Source organism: uncultured Desulfosarcina sp., assembly GCF_963664155.2.
GTDB lineage: Bacteria > Desulfobacterota > Desulfobacteria > Desulfobacterales > Desulfosarcinaceae > Desulfosarcina.
This window is the reverse complement of record NZ_CAXXXH010000001.1, coordinates 2,984,979-3,011,092: the sequence shown is the minus strand read 5'-3', so window position 1 is coordinate 3,011,092 and position 26,114 is coordinate 2,984,979. Positions and strand designations below refer to the sequence as shown.

The window sequence follows — 26,114 nt, the reverse complement described above, 5'->3', positions numbered from 1 at the left end:
TGCAACAAATCCCAATGGTTCGCATCTCCGCCCGTTTTTTATCATATCCTACTGATAAATCAAGAATTTTAAGTTCGCCTGGTTCCAGGTCTGATAATTCGGCGAACCTCCATCCACCGCCTGCAACGGACAAATAAAGCACCCGCTGCGATCATTCATGCCCTTCCGCCCAGGCCAAGCACAAATCTCCTCCGGCCTGGCCGTCAGCCGGGCAGGCAATGCTTCGCAATCAGCCTTTTTCCATCCTGGCCAATATCTCCTTTTCCCCTTCCCGTTTCAGCCGCTGTATTTCTTCACGGATGTTGCCGTCCAGGGGGTCGGGTTGGTGAGTCTCCACGATCTTGCGCACCTCCTCACGGACCCGATCCTCCATGGTGGGCTGTCCGGCCTCCTGCCAAGTGGCGATGGGTTGCCGGTTCAGCAATCTGGCCTGCCACAGCTCTTTGCGCAGATGGGTGACCGTGTGCCGCTGGGCCAGGAAATTGCCGCCGGGCCCCACAGCGTCGATGACGTCTCGGGCCAGGGTGTCCGCATTCACGGTAATCCCCCCGACGAACCGCTTGGTCATGCCGATGATCTCGTTGCCCATGACCAGCTGCTCGCAGGAGCAGGCCATGCCGCTGGCCATATACCCCACGTCATGAATCAGGTTCAGGCCAGCCAAAGCCTGGCTGAAAATGGCGAAAGTGCTCTCGATGCCGGCCTGGGCATCCAGGCGCTTGGCGTCGGTGGCACCGGCCAGGCCCCATGTGGGCAGGCCGAAGGACTGGGCCACCTGGGCCTGGGCCGCCAGGCCCAGGCTGCCCTCGGGTGCACCGAATGCCATCAGGGCGGTGGCCATGTCCAGGATGCCGACGTTTCCGCTCATGGATACGGGGCAACCGGGGTTGCGCAGCTGGGCCAGGCTGATATGGATCAGGGATTCGGCGGTGATCTGAACCACGGTGCCGGCCAGGGTCATGGGCGACGTGGCCCCGGGCTGGGCCGTGGCACCGGGCACCTGGGGCATGTAGCGGTCGGCCGCGATGAAGATGCGATCCACCACATCCTGGGGGAATACAAAGGGGGAGATCGCCTCCGGATAAAGCAGCACGAAGGGACGTTCTCTCAGTTGGTCGGCCCCACCGGCGACGACTGCCGCCATTTCAAAAACATATTCGCAGCCCGTGGGGGTGTATCCGATGAAAACCATGGGTTTGCAGGTGTTGGTAACCACCGCTTCAAACTCGTACAGGTCAGCCACCGTTCCGTTGACATCCTGTGCCGAACCCATGGGCATGACGAAGTCGATGTGGGGCAGGGCGTCGGCCACCTTGGCGCCGATGGCGATATCCTGGACCCGCGTTTCGTGGTACTCTCCGGTGAGGGCATCTTTGGTATTGGGGCTGGCCGTCGAGGTGCTATAATGGCTTTTTCGTCCCTCCACTTCCATGGCCCGTCGGCCGCAGCGATCATAGATGGTCCACCCCTTGGGGACTGTCGTCAGGCAGCCTTCGACAATGTAGCGGGGAATCTTCACCCGTTCGCCCTTGACGATGGCGCCTGCGCCGGCCAGCATCCGCCGGGCCCCTGCATGCAGGCATTTGAAGCCCGATTTTTCAATTACTTCAAAGGCCGCCTGGCGGATTTCCCAGATCTGATCATCGGTCAGGACGCTCATCTCAACACTTCGGGTTTCGGTTCGTGAGGGTTGAATCACCGTTCGCCTCCATTAATCCATTCTGGTTTTTATTAAAAAAGCGGACACGCGATCGATAGGCATCCGCGTTATTTGAAATGGGTGACCAGTGCGTCGATGGCGCCGGCCATCTTCTCATCCACGGGTGTCGCCGTGTGGGTTTTCAGAATCTGATTCAACCGCTCATGGGCACGATCCAGGAGACTGGTGCGCCCTTCCGCAGACCATCGCTCATAACCGTTCCGGCAAATCAACCGCGGCCGCCACTGCGTGCTGCGAAGGTGCTTGAGGGTATGGGGGTGAGTGAGAAATTGCCCCTGTCTCCCGCCCTGGACGATGACCTCCACTGCCAGATGATCGTCGTCTACCTGGATGCCTTTTTGGATCCGGCGGATCTGATCGATCACCTCATCCATGATCACGATCATCTCCAGGCTGCCCGTCAGGCCGAAGTCCAGGTAGCCTACATCGTGGTTCAGGTTGGAGCCGGCGGCGGCGGACATATAGGTGAGCAGACCGGCCTCGTAGGTAGCCTGCCCGTCAGGAATCTGAGCATCACTGGTGCCCGCATAGCCCCAGTTGGGGATATCGAAGAAATGGCTCATCTCCACCATTCCCATGTATGCCATGAGATATTCGGGTGCGTTGTAGGAGCATTGGCTGGTGGCCATATCCAGCACGGCGGCCCCCATACCCATGAGAAAGGGCGCCCCAGGTGCGGTGAGCTGGTGGACCACCAGGCCGAACAAGCATTCCGCCAGCCCCTGAACCACGTGTCCGGCGACGGTCATGGGCGCGGTGGAACCGGCGATGGGAGCCGGGGAGTAAATCACCGGCATTCCCGTTTCCGCGCAGAAAATCAGCTTGTCGATACTCTTGAAGGGATGTTTGAGCGGGCTGATCGGCTCATCATACTGAACCCAGTAGGGCTTTTCACGCAGCTGAAGTTCGCCGCCCCTGAGAATTTTGGATATTTCCCACATGGCCGACAGATCGACCCGGCTGTCCGCCGTGTTGACGATGGGCTTAACGGAGTTTGCTGCCATGGCGGCAAAGCTTTCCAAGTAGGCCCGATGCGCATCGATGTCGTGGGGGTGGGCAAAGGACATGATAAAATCGATGTTGGTCAGGGCATCGCAAACCCGTGCCGACCGTTCAATGTGTTCCAGGCGGGTACGGGTCCGCTCCAGCGTCTTGCCGTCCACGTGGTACATGAGATCCGAGCCGGTACCGAAATATGCCCGTCGGCCCCCCAGATCCATCACATGCTCGCCTTCCCGGTTAAACATGGGGATGTTGGCCGGTACGCTGTCGACCGCTTTTTCCACCAGCACGGCGGGAATGGTGACCAACCCGTCCTTATCCTGACGGCATCCCGCGTCCTTGAGCAACTGCACGGCCCCATCGTGCTGCAGGGTCATGCCGGTGCGTTCCAGCACGTGAAGGGCCGCGTGATAAATTTTTTTCTTGTCCGTTTCCGACAGGAAGGACAAGGTGGGAGAGAAGGCATTAGGTTCCAGGTTCATGGTCGATTTTCCTTTTGGGTTGGTTCCCGTGATCGTGCAGGTTGAAGGATTCAGGATATGGAAGCAACGGGTTCGATGTCCAGTGCTCCCAGTTTTTCATTCAGGGGACGTCCGTTTTCGTCCCAGCCCATGGCCATGTAAAATTCGCGAAGCATCTGGGTCATGACCGTTTGCGACAGCACCGTGTCTCCGTCGAGGAAAAACATGTCGGGAAGACGGTCCTCATCCATCTCCGGGGCATGCTTGAGATTGAACAGGCGCTCCATGGCCGCGATCCGGTCCCCGATGTGAAATAGATCCTCGGCGTATAGGGACAGTCCGGTAATCGCCGATGCGAGCACCGCTTCATTTTCCAGATCGAAAGCACCCAGCAGAGACAGGGTGGGAACTTTGCACAACCCCAGGCTATCCACAATGATGTTCACCAGCACAGCTCGGCGCACCAGCCGGCCCTTGCCGGTTGGCTTTCGCCGGTCCACCGAATCTGCAGACCCGAATGCCTCGGCACCCTTTTCTGCCGGCCAGCGGTGCTCCAGGGATGCATATACATTGTTGTAATCGCCGCCGCGGCTGGACACGGCGTAGCCCAGCGCGCTGCCCAGGATGGCCGCCGGATGGTAGGCGGTCAACTCCAACCCTTTGACATGGGCGGCAAATTTTTCGGCATCCTTGCCGATGATGGCCGCTGCCCGCTTGACCCCCTGGGCCAGGATGCCGCCCACGCCCGTGCCGGCAGCCATCTGGCGGATGAGGGTTTCCATGGCCGCGCCGTCGCCCCAGCCCAGCGTCATGCCGTCCGTATCGGCGACGGTGAGGATGCCTCGCTCGAACAGATCCATGGCAAAAGCGATGGCCGTAGCCGCCGAGGTGGAATCCAGTCCCAGGCGGGTGCACAGGTTATCCAGCCGCACAAGGGCCTGCAGATCTCCCAGACCGCACTTTGATCCCAGGTTGATCATGGGCTCAAATTCCGGACGGGTGGCTGTTTGGCCCTTCATGGGCCCGCTCTTGAATTTGAGATCGGCCTTGCACTGGACCGGGCAGCGGTAGCAGCCGGAAGAACGCAGCTTGTCTTTGATAAGCTGACGGCCATCCACCTGGTCCACCATCTCGAAACGCTTTTGCCGGTAATTGCGGGTACCCATGACGCCCATATCGTCGGCCCACTTGATGTATCCGGCACCACCGAAGCGGGAGAAGGTTTCGTAATCCGGTGATGCTTTGATCTGCCTGACATAGGCCTTGACCACACTGCCGATGAGGTGGCGCCGGTCCTCGAAAGGCTTCAAGGTGCCTTTTTCGATGACCACCGCCTTCAGGTGCTTGGCACCCATGACGGCACCGAGGCCCGTCCGCCCGGCCGCATGGTCTTTTCCGGTGACGATGCAGGCAAAGCGGGCCCCGGACTCACCGGCCGTGCCGATGGCCAGAATCTGAAGGTTCTCCCGGGCCAGGTCACCGGCGATGCGGTCCTGGGTATCGACGGCATCCAGCCCCCAATAGGCTCCGGCATCCCTGATTTCAGCACCTGCATCGGAAATGTACAGGTAAATCGGCGTCGATGACCGGCCCCGGATCACTATACTCAGGAGGCCGGTGGAACGCAGCCAGGCGCCGGCATAGCCACCCACATTGGAACTCCCGATCAAACCGGTGAGGGGTGACAGGGCATTGAGATGCAGCCGCGAAGCCGCGGGCGCCCGGGAACCGGTGAGCAGGCCGCAGGAAAACAGCAACATGTTGTCGGGCCCCATAGGGTCGGTGCCGGTCGGCAAATGCTCGAACAGGTACCCCACATTGAATCCCCGACCGCCCAGGAATCGGGCGATGAGCGCATCGGAGATCGGCCGACGGCTGCAGACGCCTTCATCCAGGTTTACTTCGAGCAGATCACCGAACGGATTTGACGGGTTGCTGTCCACCTTTTTTCCACCACTTTTGAAACCGTTGTTCTATCAGCATTTTTCATTTTGCTGCACGAGACAGGCCCTTTATTTATAAGCCCTGTCGCCTGTATATACAGCATACAGCCCTATTATTCGCGGGCAATGATAAAGTCAAGAAAATTTCACCTCGACAATTGGTATGAGATGTGCGATGGGTTAGAATAAGTTTCCGGCCGGTCGGCCCACTGTTCATCTGATGGGTGACTCCTATTCTCATGAAAACATCGGCTCCCAAATATGCACTGATCAAGGATCATTTAGTCCAAGGTGTTGCATCGTGCCGGTTTCATGATCGCCTTCCCTCGGAAAATGAACTGGCGCGTTTCCACAAAGTCAGCCGGATGACCGCACGCAAAGCCCTGGATGAATTGGTGCGCGACGGGGTTGCCAGACGGGTACCGGGCAAGGGAACCTTTCTTAAAAAACAGGGCTTTACGCAGGCATATTTCCACATTCATCCATTTTCGGAAAACGCCAGAATCTTTCATGTGGGCACCCGATCGCGGCTGATCCGTTCTGGAATGGTGACCCTTCCTCAGGAATTGGACACGCGGCTGCCCGGGAAAAAGGCGGTGGGCATACAGCGGGTCCACTATCTGGACGAACAGCCGGCATGCTATGAAATACGCTATCTGCGGGCCGATTGTTGCGGCGCCATTCTCAGTGAAGACCTGGCGGTGGAATCCGTCCATGACCTGCTCACCCGGCGCTTTGGACTGGTCATCACCCGGGTGTGGCAACGGTTGGAAGCCGTCAGCCTGAACACCGCTGTTGCCGTGGAACTGGGTGTCCCGCCCGGTGTCCCTGCATTTTGCATGCATCAGTTATTGATTGCCGACGACCGCCCCATTTCTTATGTGATTTACCATATGCGCAGTGATCTGTATGCCTTTGAAGACACCTTCTCACCGCAATGAGGAAGGCAACCCGAAAGAAGACCCATTCGAACCCAGTGGGAAGAAACTTATTCAGCAATATTGATATATCAATTCATAAAATTAAAACCCTGAATCAATTTTATTGATATTAAAGGCAATAAATGCTATGGGTTTTTCACTGATTCTTATAGTCTATGAAGTTAAACTGTTTCATTGATACCGCCACTGCCATGACGGTCCTTTTCAATTGAGACGTTTGCCAACTACACTTTGCCGGCACCATCCCCCCATGTTCGCGCAACGGTTGCAGGTGGCAACTGAATAGTCGATCCGTGTACCCCAACCATCCAAGGAGGAGACATGAAAGAAAAGATGCATTCGGCAGTCAAAGCACTTAACAGCGATTTCCAGAAAGGCAAAATGACCCGACGGGAATTTATCCGTTTCACCACTCTCCTGGGGGTATCCGCTGCGGCCGCCACCCAGATGGCGGGACTGGCCTTTCCGGCCAAGGTGCTCGCCGGCTCGGTCAAACGGGGCGGGACCCTGAAAGTGGCCGCACCGGTTCACAAAGTGACCCATCCGGCCCAGTTTTCCTGGATCTCGCCCACCAATCAGATGCGTCAGGTCGCCGAGTATCTGACCTATACCGACGAGAACAACGTCACCCATCCCTACCTGCTGGAAAACTGGCAGGCCAGCGACGACCTGAAAACCTGGACCCTGAACCTGCGCAAAGGCATCAAACACAATAACGGCGACACCTTCAATGCCGATGACGTGGTGTTTACCTTCAACCAGTGGCTGGACAAGGACGTGGGTTCTTCCATGAAAGGCATGCTCAGCTACCTGGATGCCGGCGGCATCGAAAAAGTGAATGACCACCAGGTCAAACTCCACTTGAAAAATCCGGAGATCGCGGTGCCCGAGCACCTGTTTCACTATCCGGCCATGGTTCTTAACCACCGCACCTTCGAAGGGGATTTCATCAAGGCGCCCCACGGCACCGGTCCCTACACCATCGAAACCTACCTCGAAGGCGAACGCTGCGTGCTGAAACGGCGCAACGATTACTGGAAGAAGGGAGTCGACGGCAACCCGCTGCCCTACCTGGACAAGATCGAATTCATCGACATGGGCACGGAAATGGGCCCCATGATCGCCGCCATCCAGGCCGGCGAGATCGACCTGCTGGATTTCAGCGATATCGGCGGCACCGAAGCCTACCAGGCCCTTAAAGACAACCCCAAGGTCAATGTTCAACCGGTCACCACCAACCAGACCCGCATCCTGAGAATGCGCGTGGACATGAAGCCATGGTCCGACAACCGGGTGCGCTCGGCGCTGAAGCTTTGCCAGCACCGTGAGAAAATTCTCGCCCTGGCCTATTTCGGGCAGGGCCTGGAAGGTCAAGATCAGCACGTGAGCCCCAAACATCCGGAGTACTGCCCCATCGGCACCCCCAAATACGATCCCATGCAAGCCAAGCAACTGCTCACGGAAGCCGGATACCCCAACGGTCTTGACGTCAACCTGGCCGTAGGCAGCGGCTGGAGCGAGATCGTTCGTTACGCCGAAATCCTCAAACAAGACGCGGCACCGGCCGGTTTCCGGATCAACATCCAGACCATGCCCAACAGCCAGTACTGGGAAAAATGGACCGAAGTCGATTTGGGGATCACCACCTGGGCCCACCGCCCGGTCGGCACCATGGTCCTCAATCTGGCATACGTAGGTGACGAGAATGGCAAACCGGTGGCCTGGAACGAAACCCGCTGGGTGGACAAGGAGTTTTCCGACCTGCTGACCCAGGCCAACGGCACCCTGGATGTGGAAGCCCGCCGCAAGATCTTCTGCAAGCTGGAGAAGATCCAGCAGGAGCGCGGCTCCATCGGCAACGCCTTCTGGATCAACGTCTGGACCATATCCAGGAAGCCGGTCCAGGGGGTCAAGGCCCATCCCAGCCTCTACCTGAAACTGGACGATGTCTGGATGAGCTGATGCCGTAACGCAGTGATATTATGAAAATCGGGCAAAGAGGGCCGAACGCAGTCCTCTTTGCCCGGATAAAGGAAAAGCGCCCCCACTGTTGATGGTACAATTCAACGCACTGAAACCGACTGAAATCCAAATCGACAGAACGACCGGTTGGTTGAACGGTGGGGTGCGGTGCCATTTATTCTCGACAACCTCCCCCCGTTTCAGCCGGAATCATCCATCACTTGCCATGCATCCGCGCGCCGGGACCTTTCCAACGACGCCGTGGGCATCGCTTTTCTACCAACACGACAGGAACCTGACGCTATGGCCAAATTCATTTTAAGGCGATTTTTGCTGCTCCTGCTGACCATGTTCCTGGTCTCCATGGCTGTCTTTCTCATCGCTGAGTCATCACCGGGCAATGTAGCCAAAAACATTCTGGGTGCATTTATCACCCCGGAACAGGAGGCCTCGTTTCTGGCCCAGATGGGGTTGGACAAGCCGGCCTGGCAGCGCTATCTCTATTGGCTGGCGGGCAGCGACTGGCACGCATCCAAAAAGGTGGGCCTTGCTCTGGAGAAGATCACCACGCCCAAAGGCTTCGAGGAGTGGTGGGCGGTGGACGAATCCGGACACCTGATCCGCTGGACCCTTCAGGGAGAAAATCTGATGGCTATGGTGCGTGAACCGGACGGTGGCGTCACCGAATCAGTCGACAACGGCCGCTGGACCACCGATAAAAACGGAAAAAGCACCTTCTGGGGGGTAGACAGGCAAAACCACGCCGTACTGTGGGAAAAGGGCGCCGACCGCGAGGTCTGGAGTTTCGTGGTGGGCAAAGGCTGGATGAAGACCACCGGCGGACCCGTTCAGTACATCCCTTTGAAAAAAGGCTTTCTCCGCGGCGATCCGGGCGTCAGCCTGCGGACCGGTCGTCCGGTGGGCAAAAGCATGTTCGTGCGCCTGAGAAACTCGCTGGTGCTGGCCGGCATCGCCTTCGTGATCGTCATGCCCCTGGCCCTGGTGCTGGGCATCATCGCCGGTCTCAAGGAAGGCTCCGTCAAGGACCGATTTTTGTCCATCAGCGGCATGATGTTCTCGGTGATTCCCGAATTCGCCACCGGTATTTTTCTGATCCTCATCGTTTCCCACTGGCTTCAGCTGGTGCCCGGCGCCACCGTCTTCGGTGAAAAAGCCCCCTGGCAGCGGCCGGACATGCTCGTTCTGCCCGTGCTCACCCTCACGCTCATCGAGTTGGGCTACGTGCTGCGCATCACCCGAGCCAGCATGTCCGAAGTCATGCGCTCGCCATACATCCGCACCGCCTTCCTAAAGGGCCTGCCCTATTGGAAGGTGGTGACCGGCCACGCGGTGAGAAATGCGCTGATCGCTCCCATCACCGTCATCATGCTCCACGTCAACTGGCTGTTGGGCGGCATCGTGATCGTCGAGGTAGTCTTTGGCTATCCGGGGCTGGGCCAATACCTCTTGGATTCAGCCCTTTACAAGGACATCAATGCCTTAGAGGCCGGCACCATGATCATGGTCCTCCTGGCCGTCTCCACCCAACTGGTCGCCGATATCATTTACACCTTCCTCAATCCGAGAATTCGATATGCATAGTGAAGCGAGTATGGAAAACAACCGTGCGACAGGCGATGAAACACTACCCCCGTCAGGCGGGGGCCGTTTCGAAAAATTGACCAACGCAGCCACCGTTCTCTTTGCTTCGAAGACCGCCATCGTAGGGCTTTTCATAGTGCTGTTCTGGGTGTCGACCGCCCTCTTCGCCCCCTATATCACCGGCTATGGGCCCAACGACCAGGACTGGAAGGCGCCCAACCAGGGCCCATCCTGGAGCCATCCGCTGGGCACGGACGAACTGGGTCGGGACCTGTGGTCCCGGCTGGCCTACGGCGCCCGTATCGTACTGGTGATCCTGCCGGTGACCGACAGTTTCTGGATTCCCGGGGGGACCGCCCTGTGGGGGGTATTTGCCTCCCTGCTCTTCGGCGCCACCCTGGGGCTTTTGGGTGGGTACCGGGGAGGATGGATCGATGAGATCATCATGCGGTTTCTGGACGCCATGATGTCGGTGCCCATCATCCTGCTCTACCTGATCATCGTCGCGGCCATCGGCGCATCGGCCGTGAACGTGGTCCTGGCCATCGCCATTGTGGGCACTCCCGGCGTGGCCCGGCTGGTACGAAGCCTGGCTCTCGATATCCGCACGCGCGATTATGTCCGGGCGGCGGAAACCCGCGGCGAGAGCGACGCGTATATTATGTTCACCGAAATTCTGCCCAATGCCAAGGGCCCCATCATCATCGATGCCATGCTGCGGGTGGGCTATGCCATCTTCGCCATGGGAACCCTGGGCTTTCTGGGACTGGGCCTGCCGCCGCCATCGCCGGACTGGGGCTCCATGGTGGCCAAGGGTCGAGAGTTCATTCTCATCGGCAGCCCCTGGGCCGCCCTGTGGCCTTCGCTGGCCATCGCCTCCCTCGTTGTCGGGCTGAATCTGCTGGCCGACGGCCTGCGTGAGGAGTCCATGCGCTACCAGTAGCACGGTGACCGTCAGTCCCATTCATAGCTGCCGGCACCGGGGGAGTCGGCAGCCTGTTTAATAAAGTCTCATCACAACACTGAAAAAACTTATCAACCGCCCCAAAAAGGAAGCCTGAACCATGACCGCAAGCGGACCGTCCAGTGCACCACCGATTCTGGAAGTCAAAGACCTGGCCATCTCCTACCAGACCCGCAAACGGGACGTCCCGGCGGTTCGCGGCGTGAGCTTTACCGTTAGCGAACAGGAGACAGTCGGGGTCGTCGGTGAATCGGGTTGCGGCAAGAGCACCATCGCCTTCGGCATTCTCGATTTTCTCGGGACCAACGGCAAGGTGGTAGCCGGAAGCATTCGCTTCAAGGGAGAAGAATTGGTAGGCCGCCCCAAAGAGGAGCTTCGCCGCATCCGCGGCAACCAAATCTCCATGGTCTATCAAGACCCCATGCAGGCCCTCAACCCATCCTTGAGCATCGGCCGACAACTGTCTGAAGTGCTCACCACCCACCAGGATATGTCCCGGGAAGATGCTTGGAAAAAGAGCATTCAAATGCTCGACCGGGTATATATGCCTGATGCCGCCAACGTCATGAACCGCTACCCGCACATGATTTCGGGCGGCCAGCAGCAGCGGGTGGTCATTGCCATGGCCATGCTCAACAACCCGGCCCTGCTGATCATGGACGAACCGACCACCGCCCTGGACGTCACCGTTGAGGCCGCGGTACTGGACCTGATCGAAGACCTGAAAAAGGATTTCAACACCGGTATCATTTTCATCACCCACAACTTGGGCGTGGTGGCCCGGGTCAGCAACCACCTCTGCGTCATGTACGCCGGGGAGCTGGTTGAAAAAGGCCCCATCAACGATTTGTTCGCCCAACCGGCGCACCCCTATACCCGGGGGTTGCTCTGCTGTATCCCGCGCTTGACCGACAATCTGTCTTATTCCCAACTGTGGTCCATTCGCGGACGCGTGCCACCGCCGGCCGAGCGGTCGGCTGACCGCTGCATCTTCCAGCCCCGTTGCGATTGGGCGTTCGACCGATGCAGCACTGCCCATCCCGAGCTGGAAGGCATCACGCCGGAGCATCAATCCCGCTGTTTTTTAGGCAAAGAAACCCTGAATTATCCCTATGACGAATACACCAGAGGAAAAAGGCGGATCTTGGCGGTATCTGAAAACGGTGCCGTTGAACGGCCGGAGGAAACGCTCAGCAAGTTAGAGAACATACGGATATACTACGAGCAGCAAAGCAGCTCCCTGAAGAGCCTGTTCGGCATGGGGGAAAAGCGCTACGTCAAGGCGGTGGATGACATCTCACTGCGCATACGCAAGGGCAGCACCGTGGGCATTGTCGGCGAGTCGGGCTGCGGCAAGAGCACCCTGGTCAAAGGGTTGATCGGCCTGGAGCGGCTGACCGATGGCCAGGCCCAGCTGATGGGACTCGACATCTCCGATCCGGTATCCCGACGGAGTCTCAAGCTCATTAAGGAGCTACAGATGGTGTTCCAGAATCCCGACTCCACCTTAAATCCTTCATTTTCTATCGGCAAGCAGATCGGCCGGCCCATCCGTCGGTTCAAGACGGGGAAGGGAAAGGCAGTACGCCAGGAGGTGGAGCGGCTGCTCCGAGCCGTAAAGCTGGCCGCCTATTATTATGACCGCTATCCCCGACAGTTGTCCGGCGGCGAGAAGCAGCGCGTGGGCATCGCCCGCGCCCTGGCCAGCAATCCAAACATGGTCATCTGCGACGAGCCCGTGTCCGCCCTGGATGTTTCCGTCCAGGCGGCGGTGCTCAACCTGCTCAACGAGATCAAGGGCGAATTCGGCACCACCCTGATCTTCATCGCCCACGACCTTTCCGTGGTCCGGTTCATCTCGGACTACATTGCCGTCATGTACCTGGGCCAGATCGTGGAGTTTGGGCCGGTGGACCGGATTTACCCCCCGCCATACCACCCGTATACCGAAGCCCTGCTGTCATCCGTGCCCGTGCCAGATCCCAATGCCAAGCGGCGCCAGATCCGTCTCTCCGGCGATGTGCCCAGTGCCTTGAATCCTCCGTCGGGATGCCGGTTCCATACCCGCTGCCCGCGCCGGGAGATGGCCCCGGGAAAAGGTGCCATCTGTGCCCTTGAACCGCCACCGTGGCAAAAAGGTGAAGGAGAACACCGTATCTTCTGCCACATTCCCATCAAGCAGCTGGCGGCAATGGAACCGGTGGTTCCCCAGAGCAAAAACGCCGCCTGATTTCCGAAACGACTATACGGAGAGTACCGACCATGAAGCTTGGCCTCCACACCTACAGCCTGAACCTGCACGGCATCGGCCAGGCCTGGGCGGATTTCACCTGCCCCTGGGACCGTCAACTCTCGACCTTTCAGCTGTTCGACCTGCTGGTGGAACTGGATCTTGAGGGGGTTCACCTGGATGACGGGGTCCTGGAGCGTCTGGATTCGGAATACCTGCATGAAGTGGGAGCAGCCGCCAGGGAGGCGGCGCTCTATCTGGAATACAATTTTTCCATGGACCGGGGCGGGTTCGGCATCGGCATCCAGCACGACCTGAACGCAGCCATCCACACCGCCCGGGACCTTGGCGCAGACATCGTCAAGGTGGGCATGGACCTGCGCCGACCCCGGCCCGTGGCCGGCAGCCGGTTTCATCCAAAGGTCATTGAGCAAATGGAAAAAGTGGCGGAACTGCTGTCGGCAGCGGCGCCGCTGGCTGCCGACTATGGCATCCGCCTGGCCGTAGAAAACCATTGCGACAGCTTTTCCGAAGAAATTATCTGGCTGTTGGATCGGGTGGACAGCCCGGTGGTGGGCGCCTGCATCGACACCGTCAACGGCCTGCACGTCACCGAAGATCCCATGGCCGCCATCGAACGTCTGGCGCCCCGTGCGTTTACCAACCATTTTCGAGACGACCGCATCCAGTTCCAGCGCTGGGGATTCAAGCTGGTGGGCACTGCCGTGGGAGAGGGGGACATCGACATGCGCCGGGCCTACGAACTCATCCGGGATCGATCTTTCATGGAGCGGATCAACATCGAAACGGAGTTGGAAACACCGTTGGACGACATGCAGACGGCGCTCGACATGGAGATCGACGCCATTCGGCGCAGCGTCCGCTACTGCCGGGAAGTTCTGGGCATCCGGCGTCATGACAATTAGCCCCGGGCAGACAACCGGCTCGGTTAGGCCTCCGTGTTTTCCGGGGGAAACAGATTGCTTATTTTTTCAAGCAGGGCGGCCTTTCGAACCGGTTTGACCAGGTAGGCATCACAATAGCTGCGGGCCTTAACGACATAGTCTGCCTTGCTGTGAGCGGTCACCATAATCTTTTTTGACGGGGTGATCCGGTTTTTTGCTTCCAGGGCACTGAATCGCTTGAGCAGGTCCAGGCCGGTGACATCCGGCAGATCGATGTCGATGGTGACCAGATCATAGGGGCGATTTTCACTGATGGCCTTGACGAACTGTTCGGTCGCTTCTATTCCGCTGACCGCAGTATCGCAATCCCCAATGTTTTTCTTCAGCATCAGCTCCAGTTTGGTCAAAGCCACAGGCTCGTCATCGATCAATAAAATTCGCATGGTCAGGCGCTCCTTTCCATTGGGCAATAAACTCCCGGAAATAGTAATATTGTTTTTTTAATTCATCGAAGTCGGCGCGGATATCCACCATTTCAGCATCACGCGCCCGCGCTTCCAGGCGGGCAGCTGCCGCAGAAAGGGCTGCGGCCTCCATCGTGGCGGCTCCGCCTTTGATGGCGTGGGCCTCCTTGCGAATTCCCTCCCGGTTTTCAGTTGAAATGAATTTTCGAATGACCTCGAGTTGGCCCGCTACCAGTTCGATCAGCTGATCGGCCACGGTTTTCACCGTTTCCGCGTCGCCAAACTCTTCCACGGCGGTGGCGACATCCATGATGCGGACATCATCATTTTCACCAGCGACCGTCGGTGGGACCGGATTGCCCATCGGCTGACTTCTGGATGAATCTTTCCGCAGGCTGATCCAATGGTCAGCCGTCTTGATCAGTTGGTGGCGGTGAACCGGTTTGATCAGGTAGCCATCCATGCCGGCGTCCAGACATTTTTTCTCATCCCCTTTCATGGCATTGGCGGTCAGGGCAATGATAGGGGTTCGCCGTTTGCGACCCTGGGCGGCCTCGAGCGCCCGGATCTTCCCGGTGGCGTCAAAACCGTTAAGGATCGGCATCTGAATGTCCATCAGAATCAGATCGTATCGGGTGCGGTCGAAGGCATCCATGGCCTGCTGTCCGTTATCCGCCACATCCACGGTATAGCCTGCCGCCGTCAGGTGCATGAAGGCGACCTGCTGATTGGTCAGATAGTCGTCAGCAACCAGGATGTGGCCGGATCGTGCGGTTGCGCGGCGGCTTGTGCGATCGATGATGGCGGCCTGCGTCAACGGCACCGTTGTATTCTCTTTGTCTGCGGTTCCGCCTCTTGTCACCCGATCAAGGACCGCCTGTAACTCCCCGATCTTGACCGGTTTGGAAAAAGAACCGTCGAAGCCGAGAGCGACATAATCCCTGCCCTCAACCATCTCTTTCAGGCTCGTGGCGACGATGATGGGGGTCCTTGCATAAGAGGGCATTCGCCGGATATGGTCTTTCAGCGCAACGCCATTCATACCCGGCATGCGGGCATCGGTAATAATGACATCGATCATTGGTGTCTGATCGGTCCGTTCGCCCAGCAGGGCAACCGCCGTTTCACCATCGTTAGCCGTCACTGCGTGCATGCCCAGTTGACCCAGATAGGCAGACAAAATCCGGCACGTGGTGGTGCTGTTGTCTACCACCAGAAGACTTCTCTTGCTTTGCCGGGGACTATCGTCTGCCGGCAACGGCATTCGGGCCGATCGCATGCCGAATTCCGCCGTAAACCAGAAGGTGCTGCCTTTGCCGGGCCGGCTGTCAACACCGATATGCCCCCCCATCAGTTCGACCAACTGCTTGCTGATGGTGGTGCCCAGCCCGGTACCGCCATATTGTCGTGTGGTGGAGTCGTCGACCTGGGTAAAGCTGGAAAAAACCCGATCCACTTTTTCCGGGTCGATGCCGATCCCGGTGTCAATAATGGAAAAACGGAGAAGCACCCGTTCCCCAGGCGGCTGATCCAGTTTGGCCTCGATGAGGATTTCTCCCTCGTGGGTGAATTTTACTGCATTTCCCGCAAGGTTGAGCAGAATCTGGCGCAGCCGTACCGGGTCTCCTACCAGTTCGGTGGGAACCGATGGATCGACAAAAATGTTAAGCTCGACCCCTTTTTCGGAGGTCTGAAAAACAAAACTTTCCCCGATCTCTTCCATCAGTGTGCGAAGATCAAAGTCAATCTGTTCCAACTCCAGCTTGCCGGATTCGATTTTAGAAAAATCCAGTACATCGTTGATTTGTCGAAGCAGTGAAAAGGATTCGCGGCCGATGATTTCGATGATCCGGCGCTGATTCTCGTCCAAACGGGTAGACAGGGCCACCTCGGTCATGCCGAGGATGCCGTTGAGCGGGGTTCTCAACTCGTGGCTCATTTTGGCCAGAAAATCGCCTTTGGCCAGACTGGCGGCCTGGGCCTCCTCGGCCAGGATGTTGGCTCGCGTCATGGCCTGCTCCAACTCTCGTTGGGACCGGGTCAGGGCTTTGGTCCGCTCAGCCACCTGCCTCTCCAGCAACAGGCTCTGATTTTTCAGCAGACTGGTATAGGCCATGCTTTCTGTTGCATTGGCCACATGCAGCATGATGATGGACAACAGGGTCATGGCGGTATCCGGAAGGGAAGTGTGGCCGCTTGGCAAAAGGCCGCCGAACATACCCTTAACCTGATTGTGATTGGCAATCACGTGGAGCAGATACTGACGGTCGTGGTCTTTCGAAGAAATGACCACGCCTCGGCGCTCACGGATGGCCCAGGCAAAATAGCCCTTATCGATCATGAAGGCCACTTCCTGCTGGATCATGTCGGCCAGATGGTCCGGATGCCGAAAGGCCGGCTGAAATGAAAAATCGGATTCGTCGACCATATAAAAAGCCAGCACCTCGAAAGGGAAGATCGCATCGATGCGACGCTTGGCTTCCGGCAACAAGGTATCGAGGCAGTATTGGTCTCCGCCAATCTCCGTGTAGAAATCTTCAAGAGAGAGAACCATCTCCAGGGAATTCTGGATATAGCGCCGGCTGTCCTCAAGATGGACAATCCGTGCTTTCAAGAGGTCGATGTTGCTTTCCAATGCCATTTTATGCACCGCTCTGGAAAACCGTCATGAGAAAACCCAGGTGGTGAATCGCCTGGGGGATGACCGTGGAGAGGGTCTGGGAGGAAAGCCTGAGCTTGTCCCAGGCCGCCACATCCAGACCCGGCACCCGCCATTCGCCGCTTTTTCCTTCACCCAGGCTGTGGGCAATGATGTCCGAGAGATGGATGATTGCGGCTTTAGCCGGGTCCTGTGCCGCCATCGGCCGGTGATGATAAACCACGTTCTGGCTCAAGGCCACGGGGAACTTCCATTGTTCGAAAAGATCGCCGGCAATGTCGGTGTGTCGAAACCCCATGACGATCTTTTCCATGTCATAGAGAGAGGCCTTGTCATCATGCACACCTGACAGCATCAATCCGGCCTCTTGGGGGAAATATTTAAAAATCACCATTCTGCCGATGTCGTGGAGCAGCCCGGAAACGAAAAGCTGCTCGGTATTTCGAATATTGCCTCCCGCCGCCAGGATTCGGGCCAGCACCCCGCAGGCCAGGCTGTGGTGGGTGAACGCTTGCATGTCGAATACCTCTTTGGGTATATCCCTGAATATTTCCATGGTGGTAATGCCCACGGCCAGGGCCGAGATCTCCTTCGATCCGATGATGGTTACAGCCCGGGTGACACTGTCGATCCGGGAGGGAAAGCCGTAGAAGGCACTGTTGACGATCCGCAGGAGCAGAGCGGACAGGCCGGGGCTTTTACTGATCACCTGGGCAATGTCATCGGCCGATGAGAATGGATCGGCGATCGTGTCGTTAAGTTTGAATATCAGGGAAGGGATTTCCGGCAGCTTGATGTCACGGCTTCGTATTTTCTTGCGCATGTCTATGCCGGTTATGGGCGAAGACGGTCTTTTGACCGGTTCGATTCTCCCCTGCCGGTGATGGCTGGCGGCATGCCTGCTGCGGTATATCACCGCCTGGCGGAAGATCTCGGCGACGGCCGGATGAGTGAGGTCGTTGTCTGAAAAGGCGGGTTTAAGCATCTCCGCCACCCGCCGTGTGGCCTCCGGATCTACGGCATGGTTTTCTTCAGCTCCCCCCTTCCCGGCGTCTTGCACCTGCACTTCCGGGACACCCCACATTTTAAAAATACCGACGTGCTTATGAGCGATGGATTGTCCCTCGGAGAGCAACAGGCGGCCGCTGGTATCCGTCACGTCGGTCGCCAGGACCATTCCCGGTTTAAGCTGATCAATGGAAACATAAGGCATCGCTAGTCCAATTCGTTTTTACGAATATATCGATGATTTGCAGTCAATCGGCCTGCCCCTTATATATCGTGCGACAGTCGCAAAACTTTAGCCGGTTCCCCCTTACCGGTGTGCCTTGCCCTGACGGCGGCCGACGGTATTCCGGAACTTGTGATTTGAAAACCAGCGAGGCGTGGGTTATGATATGGCATTAAAGAAACGAAGGCCAATCGACTGAAGGAGGAACGAATGACTGAAAATCGGATAAAAGCGGCGGTCATCGGGGCGTTTGTGGCCGATGCGCTGTCCCTGGGCGTACACTGGGTGTACAACACCGGTGTAATCGAAAAAAAATTCGGTCGGGTGGAACAATTCTACGATCCGCTGACCTCCTACCACAAAGGCAAGAAAGCCGGCGATTTCACCCATTATGGCGATCAGATGCTGGTGCTGCTGGAATCGGTGATCAGCGGCGGCGGATTCGATGCCCATCGGTTTGCTGAAACGTGGCGCTCCTTTTTTGCCGACTACGGCGGCTATTTCGACCAGGCCACCAAAGCCACCTTGGAAAATATGGATGCCGGCAAAAGCCTGACCGAGAGTGCTTCCCATTCGGACGACCTGGCAGGGGCCTCGCGCTTGGCGGCGCTGGTGCCCGTCTATCATGACAATCGGGAACAATTGGTCCGCACTGCCCGGGAACAGACCGCCATCACCCACAACAATGACCGGGTGATTTTAAGTGCTGATTTTTTTGCCCGATCCGTTTTGGCCGTACTCGACGGGAACCCTCCCGGAGCAGCCATGGAGGCCACCGTGAAAGCCCACTTTGCCAACAGTTCCATCGCATCGTTGGTTACCATGGGTATAGAGAGCCGCGACCGGGAAACCCGGGAAACCATCGCTGAATTTGGTCAAATGTGCAGCGTGGAGGCCGGTCTGCCCGGAGCGGTTCACCTGATTTCTCGCTATGCCGACGATTTCAAGACAGCCATGGTGGAAAATGTGATGGCCGGTGGAGATTCGTCGGCACGGGGAATGATGGCGGGCATGGTACTGGGCGCCGCCCACGGCATGGCGGCCATCCCCGAGGCATGGCGAGCCGGAATGACCGCGAGCCAACGAATCAACGCTCTCTTAGCAGGGTGTTGAAAAACGTCATGAGCGCAGGCAAGACAAGGCAAAATTCGACGAAAAAGCGCAGCTTATGGGTGATAAATGAGCATTTTGAGCCGGATTTCAACGCCGTATAGCCAAGCGCACTATTTTTTCAACAGCCTGATAGACCATTTAAAAGGGATTTCGGAACGGCGACTCAAGGCCGGATTCCGGCGTCGGTGTCCATCGACAGGGGCTCGTCGGGCATATTGGAGCGAATGATAATATTGCGCTGCAGACTCTGCACCACCCGGTCGATATTCTCCACGCCTTTGCGAATTTCGCTGATGCCTTCCCTGGCAGTTGCCGTTACCCGGGGGATGTCTTGGCTGCCTTGTTTCAGGTTTTCCAATATGAGCCGGATGGTTTTTAATGATCCCCGGGATTCTTCAAGGATGCCTTTCAGAGCCTGAACATTTTCCACCACCCCGGCCCCGGCCGTCTGAATCGTAGCCAGATTGTCACTGACCCGATCCAAAATGACCGGCCCCCTAGTGGAGGTGGCCCGTATATCATCCAGCAGATTGTTTACCTTTTCCAGGTTTAACAGAACCCCATCGACCAGTTCCCGGGAAGCCACGACAGACCCCAGCGAGCCCTGTCCCTGCCGGATACCGCCGGTGATCTGTTCCAGATGCGTGGAGGTTTTTTCGATGTTGGCCAACGTGGTCAGCAAAGGCCCCTGCGGGTCTTTCATGAGGACCATCAGGTCAGCCAGTTCCTGAATCGTCCGCACGGCCAGCATCGCCGTCTTTTCCACTTCGAACTCCTTGAGAATATCCGAAATGGATTTCTTTTCAATGGACGGAATCATTCCGCCAACGGGGATTTTCGGGGCGTCAGGGGCACCGGGGACGATGGAGATGTATTCCGAGCCGATGAGCGTGGGGCTGTCCACCACGGCCACCGAGTCCTGCCGGATGCGCGATGCGTACTTGGATAGAATGCCCAACTGGACATTCACATTGTCTTCTCCCAGCGAAATCCGCTTCACCTTGCCGATATCGGCTTTGAAAAGCTTCACTGCCGCATTGACCTGGAGATTATAGCTCTCTTTGAAGCTGGTGTAGAAGGTCACCTCCTCGGCAAACCAGTCCTTTCCCCGGCCAAGAATCACCACGGTGGTCAGCAATAATACCGTGATGCCGACGACAAAGAGACCGACGCTCTTTTCTGCCTTTGAATAGCTGGTTTCCATCGGATCGTCACCTGTCAGCCGTTGGATATTACCGGATCGTTAGACGGATATTGTCCGGATCTCTCCGTCAGTCAGTATCAGCTGCCGGTTCGCAAGGCCGGTCATTTTGCGGTTGTGGGAAACAAAAACCACCGCAGTTCCGGATCCTGCCATATTTTTAAGATGGCTATAAATCCCGTCATTTTCATCAATTTTGATGAAATTTTCCGGTCGGTCAATCAGCATCACCGGCGGCGCTTTGCCCATTTCCCGAATGGTGATGGCCTTAAGCAACTCACTGTCGCTCAATACGGATGGCCGCCGGTTGAGCATCGGAAATAAACCCGCCCCTCTGCATAAGGAATCCAGCGTTTCATCGATGTCGATGGTCAGATCGTTTTCGGAGTAAAACCTCGTTAAAAGAAGGTTTTCCCGAAGGGTCCGGTTGCTGATCATGCCTGCGTCCGGGGCCACATACCCAATCTGTCGTTTGATCGCAAGACACTGTCGATAATCCTTCAGGTCAACTTTTTTCCCATTGAAACGATATTCTCCCCGTTCCGGCTGATCCAATGTTGCCAGGATACGCAGCAGGTATCTACCGTCTACAGGCGGGTCGACGATAACGGCGATCACGTCACCAGGGGCAACGGCCAACCGGAGTGAGCCACACGGCCCGGGCATGCCTGGCGGGCCCAGCGCCAGGTCGGCAATGTCAATGATCGGTGTCGCTGTCGATTCCATTTACACGTAAAAAAGAAACGAAATAAAAATATTAATTACCAAACAATAGAAAAAACAATCCACGGCAGCTCGGGAGGTAGCCACCGGCACCTGGGTAATCTGGCTTTTTCGGGCCAGTCCGTGGTAAAGGCAGGTCACCGTGATGGTGATCCCGAAAAAGATGCCCTTTAATATTCCAACGGCAATGTCGGCCCCCACAACCCCTTTGGCAATCTGCTGGAAAAATCCTTCCACAGGCAGCATGGTGGTGCCCTTGACGATGGCATAGCCGCCGATGATCGCCATGAGATCGAAAACCAGAATCAGACTGACGATGGCGGTAGTAATTCCCACCAGGCGGGGCAGGCAGACGGTGTGAAGGGGATCGATACCCGCCATCTCCAATGCGTCGATCTCATGGAGGACACGCATGTAGGACATTTCGATGGTGACTGCAGTTGCGGAACGCAGAATCACGATGATGGCGGTAGCCAGCGGGCCAATTTCCCGCAGCACCAGCAACACCACCAATTTCCCCAAATCCACTTGACCTGACAACTGGGAAAACTGAACGATCAGCATGCTGCCGGTGATCAGGGCTACGGGAATGATCACGGGAAGGGCCTGAACGGCCGTAAAGTAAACCTGTTCCACGACCACCCGTTTGATCAGGGCGCGACCGGTGCGGGGCAGCGGCACAGCGATGGCCGTCAGCCGGTAGGTCAGCGCGAACAGGTCCATCAGTCGGTTGACGGAGCGAATAGTTTTTCTGCCCAAGGCACCGACAAAATTTTCCATTTGGCCTCAACTCCTCTTTCCCCGAATGGAAATCCCGGAAGAGGTGTCATTAGTTGACTTATCCGAATTCTTACAATATATAATCCGTGTGGGTCAATAGCATAGGGTTAACTATCAAGAATTGAAAGCAAAATTTACTTTTCTTCATATTCTGTTGCTCTCCTTGCTGCTCGTGTTACCCTTAGCCGGGCCCAGTGTGGCCGACGACACACTGATTCAGGTGCTGGATACGGGCTGCATCGACTGGAGCGCCGGAACCGTCCGGGCGCGCGGTGTCGCTGCCCCCGCCACCATCGATGATGACGAATCACCGGATTCACCATCGGACATCCTCGATGCCGCCCGGCGGATGGCTCAAGCCAACCTGATGGAAACCGCAAGCGCCATTCCCATCGATTCCGTTTCACAGGTGGCGGACCGAATGACACAAAGCACCGACTTTCGTGATGGATTGAGCACGCTTGCCCGAAATGCATCCCTCTCCCACCAGGAATATTTATCCGACGGCACCGTAGAAATTGAATTGACCATGAATCTGACCGGCGGATTCAGCCAGTTCGTGCTGCCCGAAGAAATTCGACAGGTAGACTCGGTGGTTACCATGACTGCCGCTGAACCGAATGCGGACAAACCGTCTATACCGGTAATTGGGACCAACGGAAGTCCAAACACGGGGCTGATCCTTGATGCCACCGGCATTGGTGCCAAGCCTTCCCTGGTACCGGTCGTCGTCGATGAATCGGGAGAAGTGGTGTATGGGCCGGCCTTTGTAAGCCGCGAATTTGCCGTATCCCGAGGCATGAGCGGCTTTGCCACAACATTGGCTGCGGCCCGCCGTGACAAACGAGTGGGAGACCAGCCCCTGGTTGTCAAGGCCATCAGAACACGATCCACGGGAGCAACAGACCTTGTCGTCTCAAACGCCGATGGGGCACGTTTGCGAAGCTCGGTGGTCCACCTGAATTTCCTGAAAGCCTGCCGGGTGAGCATTGTGATGGATCCGGTGGCCAATCCGTGATCAGGGATACCCTATCTATCAAATGCCGTTGATTGGCAAATGAGGAGATATCATGGCTCGACGCAACAATCTTGCATGGTTGGTTCTTTTTTGGGTTCTTCTCGTGGCCTGCGGGCCGGACACCATTTTCCTCCGGCCGGCGTTGGATACACCGGAACAGCACGTGAAAAATGGGAACAGCCTGTTAACACGCGGCAAGATCGATGCAGCCGATGCTGAATTCATTCGGGCAAAAAGTCTGGATGATGACTATGCCCCGGCCTATGTGGGTCTTGCCTTGGTTCAGGGACATCGGGGGAATCTCGATGGTGGATTTGAGACGCTGGAAAAAGCCAGAGGGATCGTGGCCACACCGGATGAAGCCAAAGCCGTGGATCGTGGGTTTAATCTGCTGGAAGGGATGCGATCGACCGTTCAGTATTAACCGAAGGCTTGAGAATCGAATGGGCATGACTGACGGGGCAGGGGTTTTCTTCCCCTGCCCCATTGATTTTCAGTAGCGATAATGATCCGGTTTGAAGGGACCCTCTACGGAGACTCCCAGATAATCGGCCTGAACCGGGGTAAGCGTGGTCAGTTTGACCCCCAACCGGGCCAGGTGGAGCCGGGCTACCTCTTCGTCCAGCTTCTTCGGCAGTGTGTATACCTTTTTATCGTATCCCCCCGAGGCCAGCTCGATCTGGGCGAGACACTGGTTGGTGAAACTGTTGCTCATGACGAAGCTGGGGTGGCCGGTTGCGCATCCCAGGTTCACCAGCCGCCCTTCGGCCAGGATGATGATGGACCGGCCGGACTTGAGGGTCCACTTGTCCACCTGGGGCTTGATGGATGTTTTTTTACAATCGGCGCTCTTTTCCAGATAACCCATTTCGATCTCGTTGTCGAAGTGGCCGATATTGCAGACGATGGCCTCATTTTTCATCTGCTCCATATGGGCCCCGGTGATCACCTGGTAGCAGCCGGTGGCGGTCACGAAGATGTCGCCCAGGGGCGCGGCGTCCTCAATGGTGATCACTTCGAAGCCTTCCATGGCCGCCTGCAGGGCGCAGATGGGATCGACCTCCGTCACCAGCACGCGGGCCCCGTATCCGCGCATGGAATGGGCGCAGCCCTTGCCCACGTCTCCGTATCCGCAGACCACCACCACCTTACCGGCCATCATGATGTCCGTGGCCCGCTTGATACCGTCGGCCAGGGATTCGCGGCAACCGTATAAGTTGTCGAATTTGGATTTGGTGACCGAATCATTGACGTTGAAGGCAGGAAACAGAAGCTCTCCCTTCTGGGCCAGCTGGTACAGGCGATGGACACCGGTGGTGGTCTCTTCGGAAACCCCCTTGACCGATGCGGCGATCCGGGTCCAGAATCCGGGATCCTTCTCGGCGCTGGTTTTCAGACGGGCCATCAACAACCGCATATCATCGGAATCGTATTTTTTTTCCAGCAGGGACGGGTTCTTTTCCACCGCCACCCCCTGGTGAACAAACAGGGTGGCGTCTCCGCCGTCGTCCACGATCAGGTCCGGCCCACTGCCGTTCGGCCAAACCAGCGCCTGCTCCGTGCACCACCAGTACTCCTCCAGGTTTTCCCCTTTCCAAGCGAAAACGGCGGCCGACCCCTTGCGGGCGATGGCCGCAGCCGCATGATCCTGGGTGGAAAAGATATTGCAGGACGCCCAGCGGATGTCGGCGCCGAGAGTCTTCAGGGTATCGATGAGCATAGCGGTCTGAATGGTCATGTGCAGGCTGCCGGTGACCTTCAGGCCCTTGAGCGGCTGCTGCGGGCCGTATTTTTCCCGGACGGCCATGAGTCCGGGCATTTCGTTTTCCGCCAGCTGCATCTCCTTGTCACCGAAGTCGGCCTGGGCCAGGTCGGCAATTTTATAGGGCAGTGACGGGTCGTAGATGGGTAGGCTATCAATTGCCACCACGTTTTGGGCAAGTGTCATGCGTGTTCCTCCATAAATGATGGGGGCCATTGGCCCCCTTTGTTTTTATAATACTATAATAATCGTCCTGACGCCGATTACAACCCGGCCTTTTCACGGATAATGTCGGCTTTGTTGGTCTGCTCCCAGGAAAATTCCGGTTCGGTCCTGCCGAAGTGGCCGTAGGCAGCGGTTTTTCGATAGATGGGCCGCAGCAGGTCCAGGTACTCGATGATGGCCGCGGGTCGCAGGTCGAAAACCGCTTTGACGATCTCCTCCACCCTTTCCTTGGGCACCTTTCCCGTGTGCATGAGGTCGATCATCACCGATACCGGTTCGGCCACGCCGATGGCGTAGGCAATCTGGACTTCGCATTTTTTAGCCAGGCCGGCGGCCACGACATTTTTGGCCACGTGACGTCCCATATAAGAGGCGCTGCGGTCCACCTTGGACGGGTCCTTGCCGGAAAAGCAGCCGCCGCCATGGCTGCCTTGGCCGCCGTAAGTGTCAACAATAATCTTGCGGCCCGTGAGCCCGCAGTCGCCCATGGGGCCGCCCACCACAAACCGCCCGGTAGGGTTGATGAAATAGCGCGTGTCACCGTCGATCATCCCGGCCGGGATGACCTTTTTGATCACCTCTTCGATAATGGCCTCGCGCAGGTCTTCATGGGTAACGTCCGGTTTGTGCTGGCTGGAAACCACGATGGTATCCACCCGCTTGGGTTGGCCGTCGTGATACTCGATAGTGACCTGGGATTTGCCGTCCGGTCGCAGAAAATCAAGAGCCCCGTTTTTCCGCACCTGGGTCAGGCGCCGGGTCAGCTTGTGGGCATACATGATCGGCATGGGCATCAGTTCCGGCGTCTCGTCCGAGGCGAAGCCGAACATCAGTCCCTGATCGCCGGCCCCCTGGTCCAGGTGCATCCCTTGACCCCGGTTAACACCTTGGGCGATGTCCGGGCTCTGGTGGTCAATGCTGGTGATCACCGAGCAGGTGCGCCAGTCAAACCCCATCTGGGAGGAATGGTACCCGATATCCTTGATGGTGTCCCGGACGATCTGGGGCATATCCACGTAGCACTCGGTGGTAATTTCGCCGGCAATGAAAGCCAGGCCGGTGGTGACCAGGGTTTCGCAGGCCACGCGGCATCCTTTGTCCTGGGCCATGATGGCATCCAATATGGAGTCAGAAATGGCATCAGCCACTTTGTCCGGATGGCCTTCGGTAACCGATTCGGAGGTGAATAGAAATTTGTTGGTCATGCA

At 57.3% G+C, this 26,114-nt stretch carries 20 protein-coding genes; 9 read left to right on the top strand and 11 right to left on the bottom strand.

The window, feature by feature from the left end:
- Positions 1-229 precede the first annotated feature (229 nt).
- The 3 genes from ACHZBS_RS13800 to ACHZBS_RS13790 all read right to left on the bottom strand — a co-directional run bounded on the left by ACHZBS_RS13800 (position 230) and on the right by ACHZBS_RS13790 (position 5,126).
- Complete coding sequence (locus ACHZBS_RS13800) at positions 230-1,699, bottom strand: trimethylamine methyltransferase family protein (protein WP_319407094.1); 1,470 nt, start codon at positions 1,697-1,699, stop codon at positions 230-232.
- Between the two features lie 68 nt (positions 1,700-1,767).
- The gene (locus tag ACHZBS_RS13795) at positions 1,768-3,204 is read right to left on the bottom strand and encodes a trimethylamine methyltransferase family protein (protein WP_319407093.1); all 1,437 of its coding nucleotides are present in this window, start codon (positions 3,202-3,204) and stop codon (positions 1,768-1,770) included.
- 50 nt (positions 3,205-3,254) lie between these two features.
- Entirely contained in the window at positions 3,255-5,126 is a 1,872-nt protein-coding gene (locus ACHZBS_RS13790) for an aldehyde ferredoxin oxidoreductase family protein (protein ID WP_319407092.1), read from the bottom strand.
- 239 nt (positions 5,127-5,365) lie between these two features.
- Here ACHZBS_RS13790 and ACHZBS_RS13785 point away from each other — a divergent pair, with 239 nt between their 5' ends.
- The 6 genes from ACHZBS_RS13785 (at position 5,366) to ACHZBS_RS13760 (ending at position 13,751) form a co-directional block, all read left to right on the top strand.
- Positions 5,366-6,067 (top strand): GntR family transcriptional regulator, encoded by a 702-nt coding sequence (locus tag ACHZBS_RS13785; RefSeq protein WP_319407091.1) that lies wholly within the window; start codon positions 5,366-5,368, stop codon positions 6,065-6,067.
- A 321-nt stretch (positions 6,068-6,388) separates the two neighbouring features.
- Positions 6,389-8,029, top strand: a complete 1,641-nt coding sequence (locus ACHZBS_RS13780) for an ABC transporter substrate-binding protein (protein ID WP_319407090.1) — start codon at positions 6,389-6,391, stop codon at positions 8,027-8,029.
- A gap of 168 nt (positions 8,030-8,197) precedes the next feature.
- Positions 8,198-9,631 (top strand): ABC transporter permease, encoded by a 1,434-nt coding sequence (locus ACHZBS_RS13775; RefSeq protein WP_319407089.1) that lies wholly within the window; start codon positions 8,198-8,200, stop codon positions 9,629-9,631.
- Positions 9,632-9,641: 10 nt separating this feature from the next.
- Positions 9,642-10,574, top strand: a complete 933-nt coding sequence (locus tag ACHZBS_RS13770) for an ABC transporter permease (protein ID WP_319407088.1) — start codon at positions 9,642-9,644, stop codon at positions 10,572-10,574.
- Between the two features lie 121 nt (positions 10,575-10,695).
- On the top strand, positions 10,696-12,825 hold the full coding sequence (locus tag ACHZBS_RS13765) for an ABC transporter ATP-binding protein (protein ID WP_319407087.1): 2,130 nt from the start codon (positions 10,696-10,698) through the stop codon (positions 12,823-12,825).
- A 32-nt stretch (positions 12,826-12,857) separates the two neighbouring features.
- Entirely contained in the window at positions 12,858-13,751 is an 894-nt protein-coding gene (locus ACHZBS_RS13760) for a TIM barrel protein (protein WP_319407086.1), read from the top strand.
- A 23-nt stretch (positions 13,752-13,774) separates the two neighbouring features.
- On the opposite strand, the gene ACHZBS_RS13755 is transcribed toward ACHZBS_RS13760, so the two are convergent.
- From ACHZBS_RS13755 to ACHZBS_RS13745, 3 genes are read right to left on the bottom strand one after another with little or no spacing between them, the layout of a single operon-like run.
- Positions 13,775-14,173 (bottom strand): response regulator, encoded by a 399-nt coding sequence (locus ACHZBS_RS13755; protein ID WP_319407085.1) that lies wholly within the window; start codon positions 14,171-14,173, stop codon positions 13,775-13,777.
- Positions 14,151-16,835, bottom strand: a complete 2,685-nt coding sequence (locus ACHZBS_RS13750; RefSeq protein ID WP_319407084.1) for a response regulator — start codon at positions 16,833-16,835, stop codon at positions 14,151-14,153. Before ACHZBS_RS13750 ends, ACHZBS_RS13755 begins: the two co-directional genes overlap by 23 nt.
- Before the next feature lies 1 nt (position 16,836).
- Complete coding sequence (locus tag ACHZBS_RS13745) at positions 16,837-18,066, bottom strand: HDOD domain-containing protein (RefSeq protein WP_319407083.1); 1,230 nt, start codon at positions 18,064-18,066, stop codon at positions 16,837-16,839.
- Positions 18,067-18,294: 228 nt separating this feature from the next.
- On the opposite strand from ACHZBS_RS13745, the gene ACHZBS_RS13740 reads away from it, so the two are divergent.
- Positions 18,295-19,197, top strand: coding sequence for an ADP-ribosylglycohydrolase family protein (locus tag ACHZBS_RS13740; RefSeq protein ID WP_319407082.1), 903 nt, complete (start codon positions 18,295-18,297; stop codon positions 19,195-19,197).
- Positions 19,198-19,360: 163 nt separating this feature from the next.
- On the opposite strand, the gene ACHZBS_RS13735 is transcribed toward ACHZBS_RS13740, so the two are convergent.
- Genes ACHZBS_RS13735 through ACHZBS_RS13725 form a run of 3 tightly spaced genes read right to left on the bottom strand, consistent with a single transcriptional unit; the run spans position 19,361 to position 21,901 of the window.
- Complete coding sequence (locus ACHZBS_RS13735; protein WP_319407081.1) at positions 19,361-20,401, bottom strand: MlaD family protein; 1,041 nt, start codon at positions 20,399-20,401, stop codon at positions 19,361-19,363.
- 39 nt (positions 20,402-20,440) lie between these two features.
- Entirely contained in the window at positions 20,441-21,124 is a 684-nt protein-coding gene (locus ACHZBS_RS13730; RefSeq protein WP_319407080.1) for an ATP-binding cassette domain-containing protein, read from the bottom strand.
- Entirely contained in the window at positions 21,125-21,901 is a 777-nt protein-coding gene (locus ACHZBS_RS13725) for an ABC transporter permease (RefSeq protein WP_319407079.1), read from the bottom strand.
- Positions 21,902-22,097: 196 nt separating this feature from the next.
- On the opposite strand from ACHZBS_RS13725, the gene ACHZBS_RS13720 reads away from it, so the two are divergent.
- Positions 22,098-22,919 (top strand): hypothetical protein, encoded by an 822-nt coding sequence (locus tag ACHZBS_RS13720; protein WP_319407078.1) that lies wholly within the window; start codon positions 22,098-22,100, stop codon positions 22,917-22,919.
- A gap of 52 nt (positions 22,920-22,971) precedes the next feature.
- Complete coding sequence (locus ACHZBS_RS13715) at positions 22,972-23,343, top strand: hypothetical protein (RefSeq protein ID WP_319407077.1); 372 nt, start codon at positions 22,972-22,974, stop codon at positions 23,341-23,343.
- A 69-nt stretch (positions 23,344-23,412) separates the two neighbouring features.
- On the opposite strand, the gene ahcY is transcribed toward ACHZBS_RS13715, so the two are convergent.
- Positions 23,413-24,867: an adenosylhomocysteinase gene (gene ahcY / locus ACHZBS_RS13710; protein WP_319407076.1), complete on the bottom strand. Its 1,455-nt coding sequence runs from the start codon at positions 24,865-24,867 to the stop codon at positions 23,413-23,415.
- Between the two features lie 77 nt (positions 24,868-24,944).
- Positions 24,945-26,111 carry a methionine adenosyltransferase gene (gene metK / locus ACHZBS_RS13705; protein ID WP_319407075.1) on the bottom strand — a complete coding sequence of 389 codons (1,167 nt, stop codon included), beginning with the start codon at positions 26,109-26,111 and terminating at the stop codon, positions 24,945-24,947.
- Between the last annotated feature and the right edge of the window lie 3 nt (positions 26,112-26,114).

Bases quoted from the DNA above. Each gene is read 5' to 3' on its own strand.
- ACHZBS_RS13785 (WP_319407091.1), top strand. From the start codon at position 5,366: ATGAAAACATCGGCTCCCAAATATGCACTGATCAAGGATCATTTAGTC.
- ACHZBS_RS13715 (WP_319407077.1), top strand. From the start codon at position 22,972: ATGGCTCGACGCAACAATCTTGCATGGTTGGTTCTTTTTTGGGTTCTT.
- ahcY (WP_319407076.1), bottom strand. From the start codon at position 24,867: ATGACACTTGCCCAAAACGTGGTGGCAATTGATAGCCTACCCATCTAC.
- ACHZBS_RS13725 (WP_319407079.1), bottom strand. From the start codon at position 21,901: ATGGAAAATTTTGTCGGTGCCTTGGGCAGAAAAACTATTCGCTCCGTC.
- ACHZBS_RS13780 (WP_319407090.1), top strand. From the start codon at position 6,389: ATGAAAGAAAAGATGCATTCGGCAGTCAAAGCACTTAACAGCGATTTC.
- ACHZBS_RS13755 (WP_319407085.1), bottom strand. From the start codon at position 14,173: ATGCGAATTTTATTGATCGATGACGAGCCTGTGGCTTTGACCAAACTG.
- ACHZBS_RS13765 (WP_319407087.1), top strand. From the start codon at position 10,696: ATGACCGCAAGCGGACCGTCCAGTGCACCACCGATTCTGGAAGTCAAA.
- metK (WP_319407075.1), bottom strand. From the start codon at position 26,111: ATGACCAACAAATTTCTATTCACCTCCGAATCGGTTACCGAAGGCCAT.
- ACHZBS_RS13750 (WP_319407084.1), bottom strand. From the start codon at position 16,835: ATGGCATTGGAAAGCAACATCGACCTCTTGAAAGCACGGATTGTCCAT.
- ACHZBS_RS13760 (WP_319407086.1), top strand. From the start codon at position 12,858: ATGAAGCTTGGCCTCCACACCTACAGCCTGAACCTGCACGGCATCGGC.
- ACHZBS_RS13740 (WP_319407082.1), top strand. From the start codon at position 18,295: ATGACTGAAAATCGGATAAAAGCGGCGGTCATCGGGGCGTTTGTGGCC.
- ACHZBS_RS13735 (WP_319407081.1), bottom strand. From the start codon at position 20,401: ATGGAAACCAGCTATTCAAAGGCAGAAAAGAGCGTCGGTCTCTTTGTC.
- ACHZBS_RS13730 (WP_319407080.1), bottom strand. From the start codon at position 21,124: ATGGAATCGACAGCGACACCGATCATTGACATTGCCGACCTGGCGCTG.
- ACHZBS_RS13745 (WP_319407083.1), bottom strand. From the start codon at position 18,066: ATGCCTTATGTTTCCATTGATCAGCTTAAACCGGGAATGGTCCTGGCG.
- ACHZBS_RS13795 (WP_319407093.1), bottom strand. From the start codon at position 3,204: ATGAACCTGGAACCTAATGCCTTCTCTCCCACCTTGTCCTTCCTGTCG.
- ACHZBS_RS13770 (WP_319407088.1), top strand. From the start codon at position 9,642: ATGGAAAACAACCGTGCGACAGGCGATGAAACACTACCCCCGTCAGGC.